The organism is Microcystis sp. M179S2 (genome assembly GCF_020245805.1).
In the GTDB taxonomy this organism is placed as follows: domain Bacteria; phylum Cyanobacteriota; class Cyanobacteriia; order Cyanobacteriales; family Microcystaceae; genus Microcystis; species Microcystis aeruginosa.
Genome location: NZ_JADBUE010000341.1, coordinates 17,458 through 34,637, shown reverse-complemented (window position 1 = coordinate 34,637; position 17,180 = coordinate 17,458). Strand labels below are relative to the sequence as shown.

General features: G+C 41.9%; 21 protein-coding genes. 13 read left to right on the top strand and 8 right to left on the bottom strand.

Annotated elements, in window-relative coordinates; translation table 11 throughout:
- Positions 1-137, bottom strand: a 137-nt coding sequence (locus IM500_RS21365; RefSeq protein ID WP_287077519.1) for a helix-turn-helix domain-containing protein, incomplete at its 3' end; no start/stop codon positions are given.
- Between the two features lie 129 nt (positions 138-266).
- Here IM500_RS21365 and IM500_RS21360 point away from each other — a divergent pair.
- Positions 267-1,472 carry an acetate kinase gene (locus IM500_RS21360; RefSeq protein ID WP_287739499.1) on the top strand — a complete coding sequence of 402 codons (1,206 nt, stop codon included), beginning with the start codon at positions 267-269 and terminating at the stop codon, positions 1,470-1,472.
- 3 nt (positions 1,473-1,475) lie between these two features.
- On the opposite strand, the gene IM500_RS21355 is transcribed toward IM500_RS21360, so the two are convergent.
- From IM500_RS21355 to IM500_RS21340, 4 genes are all read right to left on the bottom strand, one after another.
- Complete coding sequence (locus IM500_RS21355) at positions 1,476-2,027, bottom strand: anti-sigma factor family protein (protein ID WP_147072862.1); 552 nt, start codon at positions 2,025-2,027, stop codon at positions 1,476-1,478.
- Positions 2,028-2,140: 113 nt separating this feature from the next.
- A complete protein-coding gene (locus IM500_RS21350) occupies positions 2,141-2,797 on the bottom strand; it encodes a sigma-70 family RNA polymerase sigma factor (RefSeq protein ID WP_002759776.1) in 657 nt (218 codons plus the stop codon).
- Positions 2,798-3,032: 235 nt separating this feature from the next.
- Positions 3,033-3,623, bottom strand: coding sequence for a PAP/fibrillin family protein (locus IM500_RS21345; protein WP_147069961.1), 591 nt, complete (start codon positions 3,621-3,623; stop codon positions 3,033-3,035).
- A 348-nt stretch (positions 3,624-3,971) separates the two neighbouring features.
- Entirely contained in the window at positions 3,972-4,328 is a 357-nt protein-coding gene (locus tag IM500_RS21340) for a bilin-binding protein (protein WP_190719441.1), read from the bottom strand.
- Between the two features lie 149 nt (positions 4,329-4,477).
- Between IM500_RS21340 and rseP the strand changes: the two genes are divergently transcribed.
- From rseP to IM500_RS21325, 3 genes are all read left to right on the top strand, one after another.
- Positions 4,478-5,569: an RIP metalloprotease RseP gene (rseP, locus tag IM500_RS21335; protein WP_190719438.1), complete on the top strand. Its 1,092-nt coding sequence runs from the start codon at positions 4,478-4,480 to the stop codon at positions 5,567-5,569.
- The gene (gene nth, locus IM500_RS21330) at positions 5,569-6,225 is read left to right on the top strand and encodes an endonuclease III (RefSeq protein ID WP_190719435.1); all 657 of its coding nucleotides are present in this window, start codon (positions 5,569-5,571) and stop codon (positions 6,223-6,225) included. The genes rseP and nth overlap by 1 nt, the downstream gene beginning before the upstream one ends.
- A 225-nt stretch (positions 6,226-6,450) precedes the next feature.
- Entirely contained in the window at positions 6,451-7,059 is a 609-nt protein-coding gene (locus tag IM500_RS21325) for a rhomboid family intramembrane serine protease (protein WP_002795707.1), read from the top strand.
- On the opposite strand, the gene IM500_RS21320 is transcribed toward IM500_RS21325, so the two are convergent.
- Positions 7,056-7,382, bottom strand: coding sequence for an antibiotic biosynthesis monooxygenase family protein (locus tag IM500_RS21320; RefSeq protein ID WP_002759792.1), 327 nt, complete (start codon positions 7,380-7,382; stop codon positions 7,056-7,058). The genes IM500_RS21325 and IM500_RS21320 overlap by 4 nt on opposite strands.
- Before the next feature lie 160 nt (positions 7,383-7,542).
- On the opposite strand from IM500_RS21320, the gene IM500_RS21315 reads away from it, so the two are divergent.
- Positions 7,543-8,085, top strand: coding sequence for an NADPH-dependent FMN reductase (locus tag IM500_RS21315; protein ID WP_190719432.1), 543 nt, complete (start codon positions 7,543-7,545; stop codon positions 8,083-8,085).
- On the opposite strand, the gene folB is transcribed toward IM500_RS21315, so the two are convergent.
- Positions 8,072-8,428 carry a dihydroneopterin aldolase gene (gene folB, locus IM500_RS21310; RefSeq protein WP_190719429.1) on the bottom strand — a complete coding sequence of 119 codons (357 nt, stop codon included), beginning with the start codon at positions 8,426-8,428 and terminating at the stop codon, positions 8,072-8,074. The two genes, IM500_RS21315 and folB, sit on opposite strands and share 14 nt — an antisense overlap.
- A gap of 131 nt (positions 8,429-8,559) precedes the next feature.
- A complete protein-coding gene (locus IM500_RS21305) occupies positions 8,560-9,543 on the bottom strand; it encodes a glycosyltransferase family 2 protein (RefSeq protein WP_190719426.1) in 984 nt (327 codons plus the stop codon).
- A gap of 398 nt (positions 9,544-9,941) precedes the next feature.
- Between IM500_RS21305 and IM500_RS21300 the strand changes: the two genes are divergently transcribed.
- The 8 genes from IM500_RS21300 to IM500_RS21265 all read left to right on the top strand — a co-directional run bounded on the left by IM500_RS21300 (position 9,942) and on the right by IM500_RS21265 (position 17,134).
- Positions 9,942-10,862, top strand: coding sequence for a glycosyltransferase family 2 protein (locus IM500_RS21300; RefSeq protein ID WP_287739498.1), 921 nt, complete (start codon positions 9,942-9,944; stop codon positions 10,860-10,862).
- A gap of 14 nt (positions 10,863-10,876) precedes the next feature.
- Positions 10,877-11,836 carry a GDP-mannose 4,6-dehydratase gene (locus IM500_RS21295; RefSeq protein WP_190719422.1) on the top strand — a complete coding sequence of 320 codons (960 nt, stop codon included), beginning with the start codon at positions 10,877-10,879 and terminating at the stop codon, positions 11,834-11,836.
- A 2-nt stretch (positions 11,837-11,838) separates the two neighbouring features.
- Entirely contained in the window at positions 11,839-13,056 is a 1,218-nt protein-coding gene (locus IM500_RS21290) for a glycosyltransferase family 4 protein (RefSeq protein ID WP_190719420.1), read from the top strand.
- A gap of 29 nt (positions 13,057-13,085) precedes the next feature.
- Positions 13,086-14,069 carry a glycosyltransferase family 2 protein gene (locus tag IM500_RS21285; protein ID WP_287739497.1) on the top strand — a complete coding sequence of 328 codons (984 nt, stop codon included), beginning with the start codon at positions 13,086-13,088 and terminating at the stop codon, positions 14,067-14,069.
- Positions 14,070-14,096: 27 nt separating this feature from the next.
- Positions 14,097-14,651, top strand: coding sequence for a phycobiliprotein lyase (locus IM500_RS21280; RefSeq protein ID WP_002804207.1), 555 nt, complete (start codon positions 14,097-14,099; stop codon positions 14,649-14,651).
- 85 nt (positions 14,652-14,736) lie between these two features.
- The gene (locus IM500_RS21275) at positions 14,737-15,129 is read left to right on the top strand and encodes a MerR family transcriptional regulator (protein WP_052275484.1); all 393 of its coding nucleotides are present in this window, start codon (positions 14,737-14,739) and stop codon (positions 15,127-15,129) included.
- 5 nt (positions 15,130-15,134) lie between these two features.
- Entirely contained in the window at positions 15,135-16,355 is a 1,221-nt protein-coding gene (locus IM500_RS21270) for a hypothetical protein (protein WP_190719413.1), read from the top strand.
- Positions 16,352-17,134: a transporter gene (locus tag IM500_RS21265; protein WP_190719411.1), complete on the top strand. Its 783-nt coding sequence runs from the start codon at positions 16,352-16,354 to the stop codon at positions 17,132-17,134. The genes IM500_RS21270 and IM500_RS21265 overlap by 4 nt, the downstream gene beginning before the upstream one ends.
- The last annotated feature ends 46 nt before the right edge of the window (positions 17,135-17,180 follow it).

Here is a 17,180-nt window from a genome sequence, read left to right as displayed (position 1 = left end):
TCTTGTCTTTCGTACCAAGCTTGTGTTCTGAGATGGAGAGCTTTATTGTAAACTAATCTTACACAGCCCAATGTGCGCCGCAATAGCGACTCTTGTTCGGGTGTGGGGTAAAATCGAAACGAATAGGCTTTTTCCATGTCCTTTCACACTAGCATATATTTCGTAAATGTGCTAATATTTAACAGTAAAGCCGTCGTTCTACGACGGGGTTTCAGACCCAAAATTTTCGATGATCAGCACAAGCCACCTCCTAATTGAGCTTTTTTATGAAAATTCTGGTCTTAAATGCGGGATCGAGCAGTCAAAAAAGTTGTTTGTACGATTTAGAGTTTCTCCCCGGCCATCCTCCGCAACCAATTTGGCAAGCGGGGATCGATTGGACGGTTAACCCTGATTACGCGGTTTTAACGGTAAAAGCTCAGGGAATTAAACAGGAAATTAATCTTTCTAGTCAGGATCGTCCGGCGGGAATTGCTCGGATGTTAGATACCTTAGTCACTGGCGAAACTAAGGTAGTAGCCAACCTCGCCGACATTAGTATAGTCGGTCATCGAGTTGTCCATGGTGGCACGGAATATTCCCAGGCGACCATGATCACTCCCCAGGTCAAAGAAACGATTAAAAAGCTGATTACCCTGGCTCCTAGCCATAATCCCGCTCATTTAGAAGGAATTGAAGCGATAGAGCAAGTTTTGGGCGATGTTCCTCAAGTAGCAGTGTTTGACACTGCTTTTCATCGTTCTATCCCTCCTGAGTCTTCTCTTTATCCCATTCCCTACCAATGGAGTGAACTGGGAATCCGTCGCTATGGTTTCCATGGCACCAGTCATCAGTACTGCTCGCAACGGGCGGCCGAATTGTTGGGAAAACCCCTAGAATCGTTGAAAATGGTGGTCTGTCATCTGGGCAATGGTGCTTCCCTATCGGCAGTCAAGGGGGGTAAAAGTATCGATACTACTATGGGATTTACTCCCCTAGAGGGATTGATGATGGGAACCCGCAGCGGTTCGATCGATCCAGCGATTCTGATTTATCTAGAGCGAGAATATCAATATAATCCCGATAGTTTAAATAGTTTACTCAATAAAGAATCGGGTTTAAAGGGAATTTCGGGTATTTCTGGGGATATGCGGGCAATTACGACGGCGATGGCCGAAGGCAACGAGAGGGCAAAATTAGCATTTGAGATGTATATTCATCGTCTGAAAGGTTTAATCGGATCGATGATCGCTTCTCTAGAGGGGTTGGATGTGTTGGTATTTACGGCAGGAATCGGCGAAAATTCAGCTTTAGTACGGGAAAAAGCCAGTCAAGGCTGGCCTTTTTTGGGTTTAGAGTTAGATTTAGCTAAAAATGCCGCTCGTCCCCGGGATGAGGATATCGCCAGCGAGACATCTAAAGTACGCGTGATGGTAATTGCTACGGCGGAAGATTGGGCGATCGCACGAGAATGCTGGCATTTATCTCAATAGACCTTACCTTTGGCCATTCTCTTTTGGCTGTTCCGTTGCGGGAATCTCCATAATCGGATGGTTAAGAGCAATCATCAAATGGTCTCCCTCTTGGCTAATACTGCTCGGACTGCTCGCCATTTGGGAGAGGGGATCATTGCGTCCCGAGACGAAGTAGGAGCCAACAGCGATCGCCATAGCGGTGAAAATTGCGCCACCATAAACATAATATTGCCGACGACGCTGACCATCGACTTTTCTGAACACCTGTTCTGCTAATCGGTCGCTGGCCATAGTAGCCGGTACGGGAATTTGCTTTAAATTAGTTTGTAATCCCAAGAGCTGCTGATAGAGTTTTTTAGCGGCAGCATCATGGTCTAACCAATGCTGAACTAGCTTCCGTTCCTCTACCGTTACTTCGTTATCAATATAGGCGCTAATTAAATCGAAACGATGAGCTTCTTCGTTATCCTCATCTAAGAATAAAATATCCTCGGTTGCGGAGTTGCAATCGCTGTCATCGTGACGTAACAAAGACTTGATCCATTGAACGTCTTCGGGTTGATAATTATTCATGGTTGACCTCGACCAGAAGCGATCGGTATGCAATCACTTTTCACCAGCACGGAGCTAGTTAAATTTAACGACTCCTCACTTCGGCCGTTAGTGCCGAATCACCACAATTTTCTTTAGCCTTCCGTAAAATAGGGCTGTAAAACAGATTGTAATTTAGCGCGAGCGCGAGCAATGCGAGATTTAACAGTTCCTAAAGAAACTCCCGTCATCTCGGCAATTTCTTCGTAGGCCATGCCTTCAATTTCTCGCAGAATAATAGTTGTCCGAAAAGCTTCTGGTAAATCAGCGATCGCCGCCTGTAATTGATCGTAGAATTCGTGGGTAGTGAGATGTTCATCGGGACTGGGGTAATCGGACTCGATATCCCAATCGATTTCGCCATCTTCCACGCGCCGGGGAGCATCGAGGGAAATGGGGTGATTAACCCGCTTGCGTTTCCGCAATTCGTCGTAAAAAAGATTAGTGGCAATGCGACTTAACCAACCGCGGAACTTGAGGGGTTCATGGAGACGGTTAATATTGCGATAGACGCGAATCCAGACCTCTTGAGCCAAATCAGCGCGATCTTGCCAATCGGGAGCCAAATGATAGAGTAATTTATCAATATGAGCTTGATAGCGCCGCAGCAGTTCCGCAAAAGCTGCTCGATCAGGCTGGCACCCTTCCTGACAGCGTGCAATTAGATCGTAGTTGGAGAGTTTGTCAGGGGACACGGGGTTTTGAGACTTTTTGGCCTCAAGTGACCAAGATGCTGGAATCGATTGACTCATGGGATTTCCTCTAAGGATATAAACTCCTCACTCAGAGCTTGAGGACGGGAGAATTCAGTAAAGGTTCCCGAAAATAAATAATTTTTTTCCCATATTTTGATTCTAACCGATCGGGGCATTCATCTGGGGGAGCAAGTGGGGAGGTGGGGTAGTGGGGTAGTGGGGTAGTGGGGTAGTGGGGAGAATACATAAAAGCTGTCTCGGAGTCTCGGAGTCTCCTGAATAGCTCTGTAAGTTAGGTTTTTTCCTTAGCGAGAATAAAGACGCTGCCCTCGCTGCCGCGGCCGATGCGGAGATCTTCATCGAGATAGGTGATATCGAGCCAACCTGTTTGTTGGCGATTATTGAAAGAAAAATCGAGGGGAGGAAATTTTTTGCCACTCTCGATCGCTTCGATAAATTCTTGGGGAGAATGATAATTGAGAAGACGTTGCAGACCGAAAATCGAGCGCTCAAATTTGACCATTACCCGACGCTCGGATGTGGGTTCAAAGGTAGCGGAGACGATTACTGCCCCTTCTAGCCAAGGTACGCCGATAATTTCGGCGATATTGTAGAGTTTGGCCTTGTTCAGGTCGAGATATTGATAAATTTGCCCTAATTGCAAAAAAGGTAGGCGATCTATTCCCAGAATGTTGCGGCTGCTGGTGAATAGCAAACGCCAATTGCCCCCTAATAGTTGTTTAACTTCGAGGGGATGGGGATGGGGATTGTGATCCTCCAATTGTTCGATCGCCGCTAAAATCCGCACGCGGTCGCTTTCTGTCGCCAGGAGTCCGCGATTTCTACCAGCGATCAATTCCAGTAATTTCGCTTTGGCATCCATAGAATAGACCTCTTGTAAAAATCAAAAATTGTTGTTAGGGTTGGGAGTCAGTAGCCAGGAGAATTAAGAATGAATAATAATCAATTAAATGGTCTATTTACAGATTTTATGGAATTTAATCGTTATTTGTGCCGTTTTTGAACCCTCAAAAATTAATTATGCAAGAGGTTTGATCTCCCTTATTTTATCAACTACCTCAACCCGCTGGGCGATCACTCAAGGTTTTGGCTGGCCCTCAGAGGCTCACCTGCGCCGATGATTTGAGAGTTTCAACGGGGTTTTAACCTCGGTGAGCGGCATTTTCAACTGTTGACTTGATTATTTTAACACAGATTAAATGCCGCAGTTTTAAAACTTTTTCATAACCGTAATTAAGTGATCAAAATAGGTAGTAATTGCGTTTTTCTCTGAGTCGCTAAAATACTCTAAGCTGTATTGTTTTAAGGCTTCTAAGGCCGAAATCATCGCCCGAGCGTTATCAACGATAAAAGTAGCATTATCCCGCAGTTTTCGAGCTTGTTGACTATAAACAAGTAAATCAGGCTCTAAATTGACGATAGTATCTAAATCGCTATCGCTGAGATAGCGAGTTTGATCATCCGCTTGTTGCCAAATAGCGATCGCTGATTGCTGATAGGGCCAATTAGCGAAACTGATGATTCTCGCTTTTGGGATTAATTGCTGGGCGCGCTCACTCAAAGGCATCGATCGCTCTCCGTTGGGTCAGATTAGGCAGTTAAGATCACTTCTATCATAAATGATCGAAAAATTAGCGATAACTCCAGATTTTTTGAAATCTATCCAAGAGGATCGCTTACAATAAACAAAAGCTAAGTCATTATAATTTGATCATCATGTCAGTTTTAATAGCGATCGGTGTACTTGCCCTATTAATTGTCGTTCACGAATTGGGTCATTTTGCCGCTGCTCGTTGGCAATCTATCCATGTTAATCGCTTTTCCATCGGTTTTGGTCCAGCTTTAGCTAAATATCAAGGTAAAGAAACGGAATACGCCCTCCGCGCCATTCCTTTAGGGGGTTACGTTGGTTTTCCCGATGACGATCCCGATAGTCAAATTGCCAATAACGATCCTGATTTATTACGCAATCGTCCTGTTTTCGATCGAGCTATCGTCATTAGTGCGGGAGTAATTGCTAATTTAATTTTTGCCTATTTTTTGCTTGTTACCCAAGTCGCTACGGTGGGTTTTCCCCAAATTAACTATCAAGAAGGGGTAATTATTCCTGAAGTTTTCACTGCTGAAAATTCCGTCGCTAAACAAGCGGGAATGCAAGCGGGGGATATTGTTCTCGCTATCAATGATCAGCCCCTTGGTGCTTCTCAAAATGCCATTATTGACTTCCGTGACATTATTCAATCTTCCCCCGATCAACCCCTAAAATTAACCATCAAACGCCCGACAGAAACGATCGATTTAATCGTTACTCCTGAATTGGGAAGTGATGGTCAGGGTAAAATTGGGGTGAGATTGGCTCCTAACGGTGAAGAAACTCGCCTGAAAGCCGATAATTTTGGGCAAGCTTTTAGCTTAGGTGCGGGTGAATTTCAGCGATTAACCCTATTAACCGTTCAAGGTTTTGGGCAGTTAGTTAGTAACTTCAAAGAGAGTGTTCAACAGGTAGCAGGACCGGTTAAAATTGTCGAATATGGAGCGGCAATCGCTCGTAATGATGCGGGTAATCTTTTTCAATTTGCCGCCCTAATTAGTATTAACTTAGCGGTAATTAATATGCTGCCTTTACCTGCTCTTGATGGCGGTCAATTAGTATTTTTATTAATCGAGGCTTTGTTAGGTAAACCTCTCCCAACTAAACTGCAAGATAACATCATGCAAACAGGTCTAGTTTTACTCTTAGGATTAGGAGTTTTCTTAATCGTGCGCGACACGGCTAACCTAGCAGTTTTTCAGGATTTATTCCAGTGATGGACTCTCGAAAAAAAACTGAACCTCAACTGCGCGCCCTAGAAATTTTAAGCAACTTAAAGCGATTATATCCAGAGGCAACCTGTAGCTTAAATTATCAAACTCCCGTGCAGTTATTGGTGGCAGTGATTCTCTCGGCACAATGCACTGATGAGCGGGTAAATAAGGTGACTCCTGCTTTATTCGCTCGTTTTCCCGATGCTAAATCCTTAGCTTTTGCCGAGCGAGAGGAGTTAGAAACGCTCATTCGTTCCACGGGATTCTATCGCAATAAAGCTAAAAATATTCAGGGTGCTTGTCAAAAAATCCTCAAGGATTTTCAGGGGGAAGTACCCAAGACAATGGCGGAATTATTAACTTTACCCGGGGTAGCTAGAAAAACGGCTAATGTGGTACTCGCTCACGCTTACGGGATTATTGAGGGGGTGACAGTAGATACCCACGTTAAGCGCTTAAGTAATCGTTTGGGTTTAACTACTAATAACAATCCAGTGAAAATTGAACGGGATTTAATGGCTTTACTACCTCAACCGGATTGGGAAACTTTTTCTATTAGTATTATTTACCACGGCCGGGCAGTTTGTAAAGCAAGAAATCCCGCTTGTTTTTCCTGTCAATTAGCCACTCTTTGTCCCGCAGTAAACAGTAAACAGTAAACAGTAAACTGATAACTCACACCTGATAAGTAGGGAGGCACAATTATTTGTAGGATGGGTTAGCGGTAGCGTAACCCATGCAGGCGTTGGGTTTCATGCTTCAACCCAACCTACGTTCATCTTATATTTAATTCCACCCACCTACTTAACTGGTAACTGAATCACTGGTAACTGAATCACTGATAACTGATAACTGATAACTGATAACTGATGTGGGGGGCTATAATGGGAAAAAATAGCTCATCCATCAATCTTATGAGTCAAGGATCTCGGCAAGAAATAAAAACCCAAGCAATAATCCTCGCTACCTTTGTGGCGATTTTTTGGCTGTTAGAGATTTTAGATCAATTTGTTTTTCGGGGCAGTTTAGACATTTTCGGGATTATTCCGCATCAAGTCATCGGATTGCGGGGTATTCTTTTCGCACCTTTCCTACACGGTGACTTTCCCCATCTTATCGCTAATACGGTTCCTTTCCTGATTCTCGGTTGGTTGGTGATGTTACAGGAAACCAGTGACTTTTTTATTGTGACTGGGTTGACTATGCTGGTGGGGGGGTTAGGAGTCTGGTTATTTGCTACTCCCGGATCCATCCATATCGGGGCAAGTATCTTGATTTTTGGCTATTTAGGTTTTTTATTACTGCGGGGCTATTTCCAAAGAAATATTCCTTCTATACTCTTGTCAATTTTAGTCTTTTTACTCTACGGTGGCACAATTTGGGGCGTTTTGCCTTCCCGTCCGGGGATTTCTTGGCAAGGACATTTATTTGGTTTCCTAGGCGGGGTTTTAGCCGCCAAATTAATCGCCACCGAAAAGAAACATTATCCTTAAATGGGGGAACCTTCTATCTCGCTACATACTTCATAAAAATCGGTGACAGGCGGTTTCGCAAACAGAGGAGCCATGGATTTCAGCAATAATTCGTGGGCTTCGCTTTTATTTGCCTCCATATCATCGATTTTATCCCAGATGATCACGGCAATTCCTTCGTCGGTTCCGGGTTTTTGCAGCAGAAAAGCCCCCTGGAATCCCGTGGAATAGGTGGAAACGGCCTTTTCGTAGAGTTTTTGGGCTTCGGAAAAACACCCCGGTTTGAATTCACCAATAGCCACATAGGCGTATTTATGTTTGAGAAAATCGAGAAATTCTGGCATGGCAATGAGGGGAAATGGAATAAATCTTTCTTTCTACTCCCATTAAAACTTAGATCGATCGCCCCCTCCGCCCCATCGACATATTTTTTTAACTAAGCTTCCCCAATTGTCTCTTTTTTTGTTAGCTTATATGTAGTCGTTATGAGTTTGTATAAGTTCTATGATCAAAATTGTTGGTATTAATGGCAGTTTACGCCCAGGATCCTATAGTGCGATGGCGTTAGAAGTTGCTATCAGTCGAGTACAGGCGTTAGGAGTAGAAACAGAGATAATTGACCTGAGAAAACTCTCTTTACCCTTCTGTAACGGGGGAGATGACTATTCTGACTATCCCGATGTGGCCAAAATGCAGCAAACGGTTAAATCGGCAGCGGGATTAATTTTGGCGACACCGGAGTATCATGGCAGTGTCAGTGGTGTGATGAAGAATGCCCTAGATTTAATGAGTTTTGAGGAGTTATCGGGAAAGGTTGCTGGATTAATCAGTGTTTTAGGCGGCCAATCCAATAGTAACGCCCTAAATGACTTAAGAATCATTCTCCGTTGGGTTCACGCTTGGGTAATTCCGGAACAAATTGGTTTAGGACAAGCGTGGAAAGTCTTCAACGAAGAAGGAGAAATCCTTGACGAGAAGCTTTCCCAACGTTTTGACGCTTTTGCGCGAAGTTTAGTCGATCATACCCGTAAACTCAACGAGATCTAGTAATATCGATGGTGATTTTACCGGTGAAATGGGGAATTGGGGCGGCAGGTTTCGATAATTGTACTCTTACCTGTCGCACTCGATCGAGTTGTAGGATATCCTCAGCGATAACCGTGGCCAATTTTTCCACTAGGGCAAATTTGCTGGTTTCAATCTGGTGTTTGACAATTTCGATCGCCTGTCGATAATCTAGGGTATCTTCAATCGCGTCACTTTTGCCAGCAATGCTGATATCAAGTTCTAGGGATAAATCTACCTCAAACCATTGACCTAAAACCTGTTCTTCGGCCAGATATCCTGTATAACCGTAGGCACGAATTCCTGTAACGTGAATAGTATCCATAGATAGTTAAATTTAAAAACTGGTGGCTTTTGCCACAAAGATGAAGTGTAACCTAATTTGGTATCGACGACCGACTTGCCAAAATGAAAACTTCCTACCCGACCATTAGGATAACTGCTATAAATTATAGTTTAGACGGCTCTTACCTGTTCGGCGTAATCTTTGGAGCGTAGTTGACGGAAACCTTGAAAAGCCAGTTGTCTCAAATTTAGAGGTAAATAGGAAAGCAGTAAACCCAGTCTAGCTCGTCGGGATTTTCCTAACAATTGCGAGGCTTTTTCTATTAAAACTCGCCCAGCTTCGGTTTCTCCCTTTTCAATTAATTTTATTCCCAAAGATTCCTGTAAAAAAGCCGCTTTTTTTACTCTTTCTTCTTCTAATTTTAGATCATTAAAGTGATAACTTTCTGTACAAAACAGTTTTGCTTGCAAAAAGTGAACCGCTTGTTTTAAGCTAGTTTGACCGCCATGGAAACGATATTCCATTAATAATTCTGGCAGAAAATAAGCTTGTTTTCCCGCTAAAGCTAAACGCACTAATAAATCAAAATCTTCACAACCATCCGCTGGAGAGCGCATATAATCCACATCGGCTAAAGATTGATAACGAAAAAGAGTCGAACCCACCTGTAAACTTTGATAGTAAAAAGTTTGTCTCTCTAAATCAGTAATAATCCCTTGTTGTAATCTGTCTTTGCCCCATTTTGCTGAATTTTCCTGGGTTGCCGAGGCAACTTTTTGTCCAAATTTATCAATAATCCAGTGATCGGTACAGACAAAATCAACCTTTTTTTCTTGATCTAAAATAGGGACAGTTTTCGCTAAAAATTCAGGAGTTAGTCCATCATCATCATCGAATTTAATAAAATATTCTCCCCGAGCAGCCGTAAAACCCGATCGCATATTTAAACTTCTACCAAGATTTTGGGGATGACGCAGATAAATTATTCTCGAATCCCGAAATGCTGCCACCACTTCTGGGGTATGATCAGAAGAACCATCATCACAAACAATTAACTCAAAATCTTCATAAGTCTGCCGCAAGACACTATTAATCGAATAGCTGAGATAATCGGCGCGGTTATAGGTGGGAATACAAACAGTTACTTTCGGCATAATATTTTCAGTAATCAGTAATCAGTAATCAGTAATCAGCTTCTGAAGGCAAGAGGCAACAGGCAAAAGGCAAAAGACAGTATCTGGCAATTCTCCTACCTAAAAAGAAGGTTATAAACTAAGTACATCAAAGCTTTTAGCTTAACAAATTAGGTTTTAGATTGGTCGAGTGGAGAGTGTTATAGCAGTTATCTTCATGGTGAGATAGGAAGTTTTCCTTTTGGGGAGTCGGTCGTCAATACCAAATTAGGTTATACTTCATCTTTACGAGAAACGCTATAAGTAAAAAGCAATCTCGGAGTCTCGGAGTCTCGGAGTCTCCAGGTTAAAAAAGTATTTTTACATTTTTGCAAAGGAATGTTAAGTTTTAGGGTATTGAATGAGTAACCTTGATAGCCATGGCTCCTAAAATAGCAGGGATTATCTGTACCCACAACCGCGATCACTACCTAGAAGGAGCGATCGATAGTCTTTTGGCGCAAACTTGCCTAGATTGTGAGATTTTAGTGGTTGATAACGCATCTACCGATAAAACCCGTCAAGTGGCCCAGTCGCGTCTGGGAGATGGGCGGCTAAAATACGTTTACGAACCTATTTTAGGGCTATCTACCGCCAGAAATCGCGGGGCGAAGGAAACTAGAGCGCCGATTTTAGCCTATTTGGATGACGATGCGATCGCTAGTCCTCAATGGTTGCAAATTCTGTTAAATGCCTACGAAAATAACCAAAAACTGGCAGTAGCTGGGGGAAAAGTCACCTTAATTTGGCCGCAAGGCTACAGTCAACCCAATTGGTTATCCGATGAGTTAGCAGGGGGTTTAGGGGCTTTCGATTTGGGCGACAATGTGGTATATATCAGCCAAGCGGATTTAACTCCGCGAGGGGTTAATTACTCAATCCGGCGAGATTTCTGGGAGAAGATTGGCGGTTTTGACCCTAATTTGGGAAGAATTGGTAAAAAACTTCTATCTAACGAGGAATTATACACTACAGAACTAGCACTCGCCCAGGGATGGCAAGTAGGCTATTTTCCCGCAGCACTGGTGGAACACAATGTTGCCCCGGAAAGAATCAATCGTCAATGGTTTATGCGTCGTAGTTGGTGGCAAGGCATCAGCGAACACTACCGGGAAGAAGTGGCAGGAAGGACGGGATTGGCTCAATTTAGGCGAGGAGGTGAGCGTTTGGTGAGAGGATTGGTTAAATATGTCAAATTTATCAATGATCCCGCTAAAAGCTTTGATAATCTTCTCTATGCCTACGGACAAATCGGTTATTTAAGCGAGGCCGCCAAGGCGATGTTAAACCCGCAAAAGTAAATTATTGTAAATAAATGAGTAAAAAAGCGTTAATTTGTGGTATATCGGGGCAGGATGGAGCCTACCTAGCCGAATTACTGTTAAAAGCCGGCTATACAGTTTGTGGCACCTCCCGGGATGCCCAAATGTCCTCTTTTAGTAACCTGAAACGTTTGGGAATCAAGGAACAGGTAAAACTAGAATCAATGGCACTGAATGACTTTCGCAGTGTCCTACAGATGTTAATTAAAATTCAGCCCGATGAGGTCTATAATTTGGCTGGACAAAGTTCTGTGGGTTTATCCTTCGAGCAGCCAGTGGAAACCTTAGAAAGTATTGCCACGGGAACCTTAAATCTCTTAGAAGCAATTCGATTTACCAGAGCAAAAATTAAATTATATAATGCCGGATCGAGTGAATGTTTCGGGGATATCGGCGATAATTCTGCCGACGAAAATACCCCTTTTCGTCCTCGCAGTCCCTACGCTGTGGCCAAATCGGCGGCTTTTTGGGAAGTGGCTAATTATCGAGAAGCCTACGGAATTTTTGCCTGTTCAGGCATACTTTTCAATCATGAATCTCCCCTGCGTCCCGAGCGCTTTGTTACCCAAAAAATTATTGCTGCCGTGGCTAGAATTGCCCAAGGAAGTCCCGAGACTTTACACTTAGGAAATATGGATATTCAAAGGGATTGGGGTTGGGCGCCGGAGTACGTTGAAGCGATGTATTTAATGCTGCAACAGGAGCAACCCGATGATTACGTCATTGCCACGGGAGAAAGTTCAAAACTGGAGGATTTTGTGGCCACAGCTTTTGCTACTGTGGGCTTAAATTGGCAAGATCATGTAATTTCCGATCGAAGTTTATTAAGACCAACAGATTTAGCCATTAGTCGCGGCAATCCCAACAAAGCTAAGGAAAAATTAGGTTGGCAAGCACAATACAAAATGACTGATATTGTCCGCATGATGGTAGAAAATCGTTTAGAGAAATAGCCATGAATATCTTAATGATTAGTTCCACCTTTCCCTATCCACCCAGCAAAGGAGGAACTCAGGGCAGAACTTTTAATTTACTCAAGTATCTCAGCAAAAATCATGATATTACTCTCATCGTTCAGCGTACTGCTGATGTCAGCGATGAGGAGGTAGAAAAGTTAGGTAACTTTGTTAGTGAATTGGTAGTTTTTCCCCGTCCTCAAGATGCCAAAACTGGAATAATTGCTAAACTGCAAAGATTAGCTCAATTCCTGAAAACGGGAACCCCTCCCAATGTACTTTTTGGCTATTCTCAAGAGATGCAGAACTGGATAGATAGGGCAGTTAAGAGTCAAAAATTCTCAGTCATTACCAGTGAACATAGCGTTAATGAAATTTATATTCGTTCCGAATGGCAAAGGCAAATTAGGACAGTAATTGATGTGCATAGTTCCCTCTATCAAACCTGCAAAAGTCAATTAGAAATTGGGGTTTCTAGTCAAAAATTACGGGATCGTCTCTACCTTCCTCTCCTGCGTCGCTACGAACAAAAAACTGTGCAGAAATTCTCAAAAATTGTCGTCACCACCGATGATGATCAAAAACAAATGCGAGAATTCGCTCCTAAGAAAGAGATTTATTTAATTCCTAATGCAGTCGATTTAGATTTATTTCCTTATCGTCCCGAGGAGCCTGCTGGACATAATTTAGTTTTTATCGGTGGGTTAGATTATTGGGTTAATATCGATGCGGCCTGTTTTTTAGCTAGGGAAATTTTACCTCGTCTTCAAATTACTTACCCCGATACTACTTTAACTCTAGTCGGTGCTAATCCATCCCTAGAAGTGCAAGAATTAACTAAGTTAAAAGGAGTGATTGTGACGGGACGAGTACCATCAATGACCACCTATCTTCATCAGGCAACTGTGGCAGTTATTCCCCTAAGAACGGGTTTTGGAATGAAGTTTAAAACCCTAGAATCTATGGCTGCGGGAGTGCCGGTGGTAGCCAGTGATCGAGGTTTAGAAGGGTTAACAGTGGCAGGAAATAATGTTCCTTTAGCAGCCTTAAGGGCTAATAGTATTGATGAATATTGTACGGCGATTAGTAGTCTTTTTGAATCGGCAGAGTTACGAGAAAAATTATCTAGAAATGCTCGCAGGTTAATCGAAGATAATTATACTTGGCAGCAAGCAGCAGGTAAGTACGAACAAGTTTTAACTGCTGATATTTGTTAGGAAATTTCTCTATTTTTTTGTCAATTAATATGCTATCAAATCAAATACCGGTGAAAATATCTGTTGTTGTTCCTCTGTATAACGAAGAAGAAAATATCGATGCTCTCTTTGGGCGACTTTTAGCGGTTTTAGAGACACTAAATACCAGTTATGAGGTCGTTTGCGTCAATGATGGTAGTCGTGACAATACTCTCAAAAATCTCCTGGAATATCATCAACGTTACCGACAAATTAAAGTGGTTAATTTATCCCGGAATTTTGGTAAAGATATTGCCATGTCAGCAGGAATTGATTACAGTCAAGGAATGGCAGTCATTCCTATTGATGCTGATTTACAAGATCCCCCCGAATTAATTGCCGAAATGATCGAAAAATGGCAGCAGGGTTATGATGTGGTTTATGCGTCCCGTCGGGTTAGAATTGGCGAAAGTTGGTTGAAACGTTTCACCGCAGAAGGTTTCTATCAAGTCATTAATAAATTAAGTCGGGTTCCTATTCCCCCTAATACGGGAGATTTTCGCTTGATTGATCGCCGAGTGGTAGAATCAATTAAAAAGATGCCCGAACGTCAAAGATTTATGAAAGGAATATTTGCTTGGGTGGGATATAAACAGACATCAATTTTATTCGATCGAGAACCCCGGTATCAAGGACAAACTAAATGGAATTACTGGAAATTATGGAATTTTGCCATCGATGGTATTACCTCTTTTAGTTTTTTACCTCTGAAAGTCTGGACCTATGTAGGATTTATCATTGCACTTGTTAGTCTTGTTTATGCTAGTTTTTTAATTCTTAGGACTATCATTTTAGGAATCGATGTACCCGGGTACGCTTCTCTGATGGTTGCTATCTTATTTTTAGGAGGAATTCAATTACTGACTCTTGGTATTATTGGCGAATATATTGGCAGGGTTTATGAGGAAGTAAAGGGCCGACCACTTTATCTGGTTCGAGATTGTTATGGTTTTGAAAATCGGGAACAAGTTACTGATAAAATAACTCAAAATTAAAATACTGACAAGAGGAGAATGAAGTCTATGAATACCGAAGTTTTTCAGCAATTTTTTGCCTATTGTGTCGGTAGTTGGCAAACGGAAAGAACCTATCATTATCTAGCCGATCAAGAAGTGGAACGTTCCCGTACTGAATTCCTCATTCAACCCCTGACTAGGGAGATTAAACAGAAAGTTCTGACAGATAATAACTATCCTGATATTGCGGATTTAGAAAGTATCCCCGGGTTTAATTTAGGTTTCTATACCATCTCGGAAAAAGGGGAAGAAGTGCGACAAAATCTTAATCTTTTATTTGTGGTTAAAGCAGAAAATAACGGTTATTTAGAAGGGGATTATCTTCGTGATCGCGCCTACGAAGAAGCAAGACCAATTATCTCCGCTTTTCGCTTTGATTCCACTACCAGAGAGTTATTAATGACCACCAATTATACTCGCAGTGTTTCCGTGGATTCAATTACTTTAATCAATCCAGACCTGCGAATTCGCAAAATTATTAACTATCAACGTCCCCAGGAGGGGGAACCCTTGGAAAAAGTTCTCTTGGTCGGTTTTGGAGTTGAGTGTAAAGTCAGTTAAAAAAATATTTCTTTCCCCCCCCTTGATTCTCCAGTCAGGGGGAGATTTTATAATAGGGTAACGATAGGATTAAGGAGCAAAAATAATGCTCAAAATCGGTCAACTTTCCCTAGAAAGTGGTGTTTCAATTAAAACGATTCGTTATTACGAGGAATTAGGACTAATTCAGTCCCCTGAGAGGACAGAGGGACAATTTCGCCTATTTACTCCCGATACTGTCCATCGCTTGCTGTTTGTCAAAAGATTACAATCTTTGGGTTTAAGTCTGCAAGAGATCCGCGAATGTTTAGTAATTCATGACCATGGTGAGTTACCCTGTGGAGATATTCAAGAAAAATTAATTAAACATATTGCTGAGATCGATCAACAAGTGGAACAATTGCTTTTATTGCGTCAACAATTAACCGAAACCCTGCAAGGATGGACGGATACACCAGTAAAAGACGATCAATTTATTTGCCCTAATCTCAAGGTTTAACTATCATGAAAAAGTTAATTTTATTGGTAACTGTAGCAATGATTTCTACTCCTGTCATTGCTCAACATTTACATCTTGATTCACCTCAAACTCAGACTTTACAAGCAATTCCTGATAATATACCAGCTTGGATGTATAACAAGCAACGTAATCATATTTATCCCCAAAGAGGGGTTTATAACAATGCCATTTATAATGTCAGAGATTTAGCTTTAGACTTGAATGCGATCGCTGTTGGTCATGCCTTTGCCTACGAAGATATCGTAACAGGAAAAGCGAAAGATTTAGAAACTAAGACATACCAAAAAATTAATTGGGTTTTAAAAAATCCGCCTAAATTTATGCCCGATGAGGGTAATATTTCCCCAACTTTTGGCAGAAAATACGGTGTTTTAGAACAGGTTTTCGAGTGGGCGCATATTTTCCATGCTCAAACCGTTGATGTTTTAGCCAGCAGCAAATTAACCAACAAGGAAAAAGAGGCGGAAATTGAAAAATTATATCAATTTTACTTGACAAAAGTTCCCTATGCGATTACGGGATTACCCATGAATATGGGTTATCTGGATTCCCAGCCTTATTCTAAAGCCTTTCGCCAGAAATATCCGAAAGTTAATGGCTTATTTTGGGGCTACCATTGGTTACAAGGAACAATGTATGACTTGCTCTATGAGAAGACGCTAGAAGAACAAAAACAAGCTTATAAACAGGTAGGAAAACAATACCATAGTCAGGAATTGTATCGCACCGATCGAGCTTTTATGCCGATGTTTGCCGAACTTAGTCCCAAGTTTGCCCGACGTTTTCCCGCAATATCTAACACCTTCGATAACCTGCATATGTTGCACGATATGGTTAATGATATTCTGGCATCAGATTGGCTAACTCCCCAACAAAAAGACGAACAAATTACCCGCGCTATTTGGTTAGTAATGGCTGCTAATCATCAAGGAATGGCAGCGGGAAAAAATTATGGTGGTGAAGGACTACATGATCATCGTTTTGAGTCAGGAATTCCGGGTATGGGATTAATGCCAACAGATATTTCTCACGAAGGTCATAATCACGATAATCATGATAATTCTGAGAAAAAACCTGATGATTCTCAAGTAGATGAGGGAGGAGATCACCAACACCATAACCACGAAAATTACTCTCCAGAAAACCCTCCTAATACGGAGAAAAAACCTGACGACAGCAATGATCAAGAGGAACTGAAAAAATGAGAAGATTTTTATTAATTGCTGTGGGTTTAGTTGCCAGTTTTACTAATCCAGTTTTTGCCAACGATCATAACAATCTTGATTCCGGTCGTCCCCTTTCTTTTGATGATGCTGAAAGTCTTGGTTTTGGGGAACAATCGATAGAATTTGGAGGAAGTCTAGTCTTTCCTGAAAATAGTAATCTTGGGGGTGAGTTTGATATTGAATACCTCAACGGTATTATTCGCAATGGTCATATTATTATCGGCATCGATCCGCAGGTGGGAGGTCGAGTTAATAGTGATGATACGGATTTTGATGTGGGAAATTTATCTGTAGGTTTTTTCTATAATTTCAATCGTGAATACGATAATATTCCCGCTTTTGCCATTCGTACCGATTTAGGATTACCGACGGGAAATAATGCTAGGGGATTAGATTTTCGTCTGCGGGGAATTGCCAGTAAAACTGTTGGTCAATTCGATCGCTTGCATCTTAATCTCGATTTAAACATAAAAACCGATCCCGATGACGGCGATCAATCTTTTTTACCGGCAGCAATTCTCGGTTACTCGCGACCAATTGGTTATCCGAAACGTTTTGATCGCACTTTTTTAGCAGAATTGGGCGTAATTACCAGCGATAATAGTAATGGTGGGGTTTTAATTCGCACTGGTATGGGAATTCGTCAGCAAATTAATCGCCAAGGTGTGATCGATTGGGGTATCGAGGGATATATTGCCACTAATGGCAATGATCAAAGTCAATTAAAGTTAAAAATCGGTTATTCTTTCGGATTTTAGGATTTTTCCCTAGCCTGCTATTAAAAGCTAAAATAGATGAAGTATA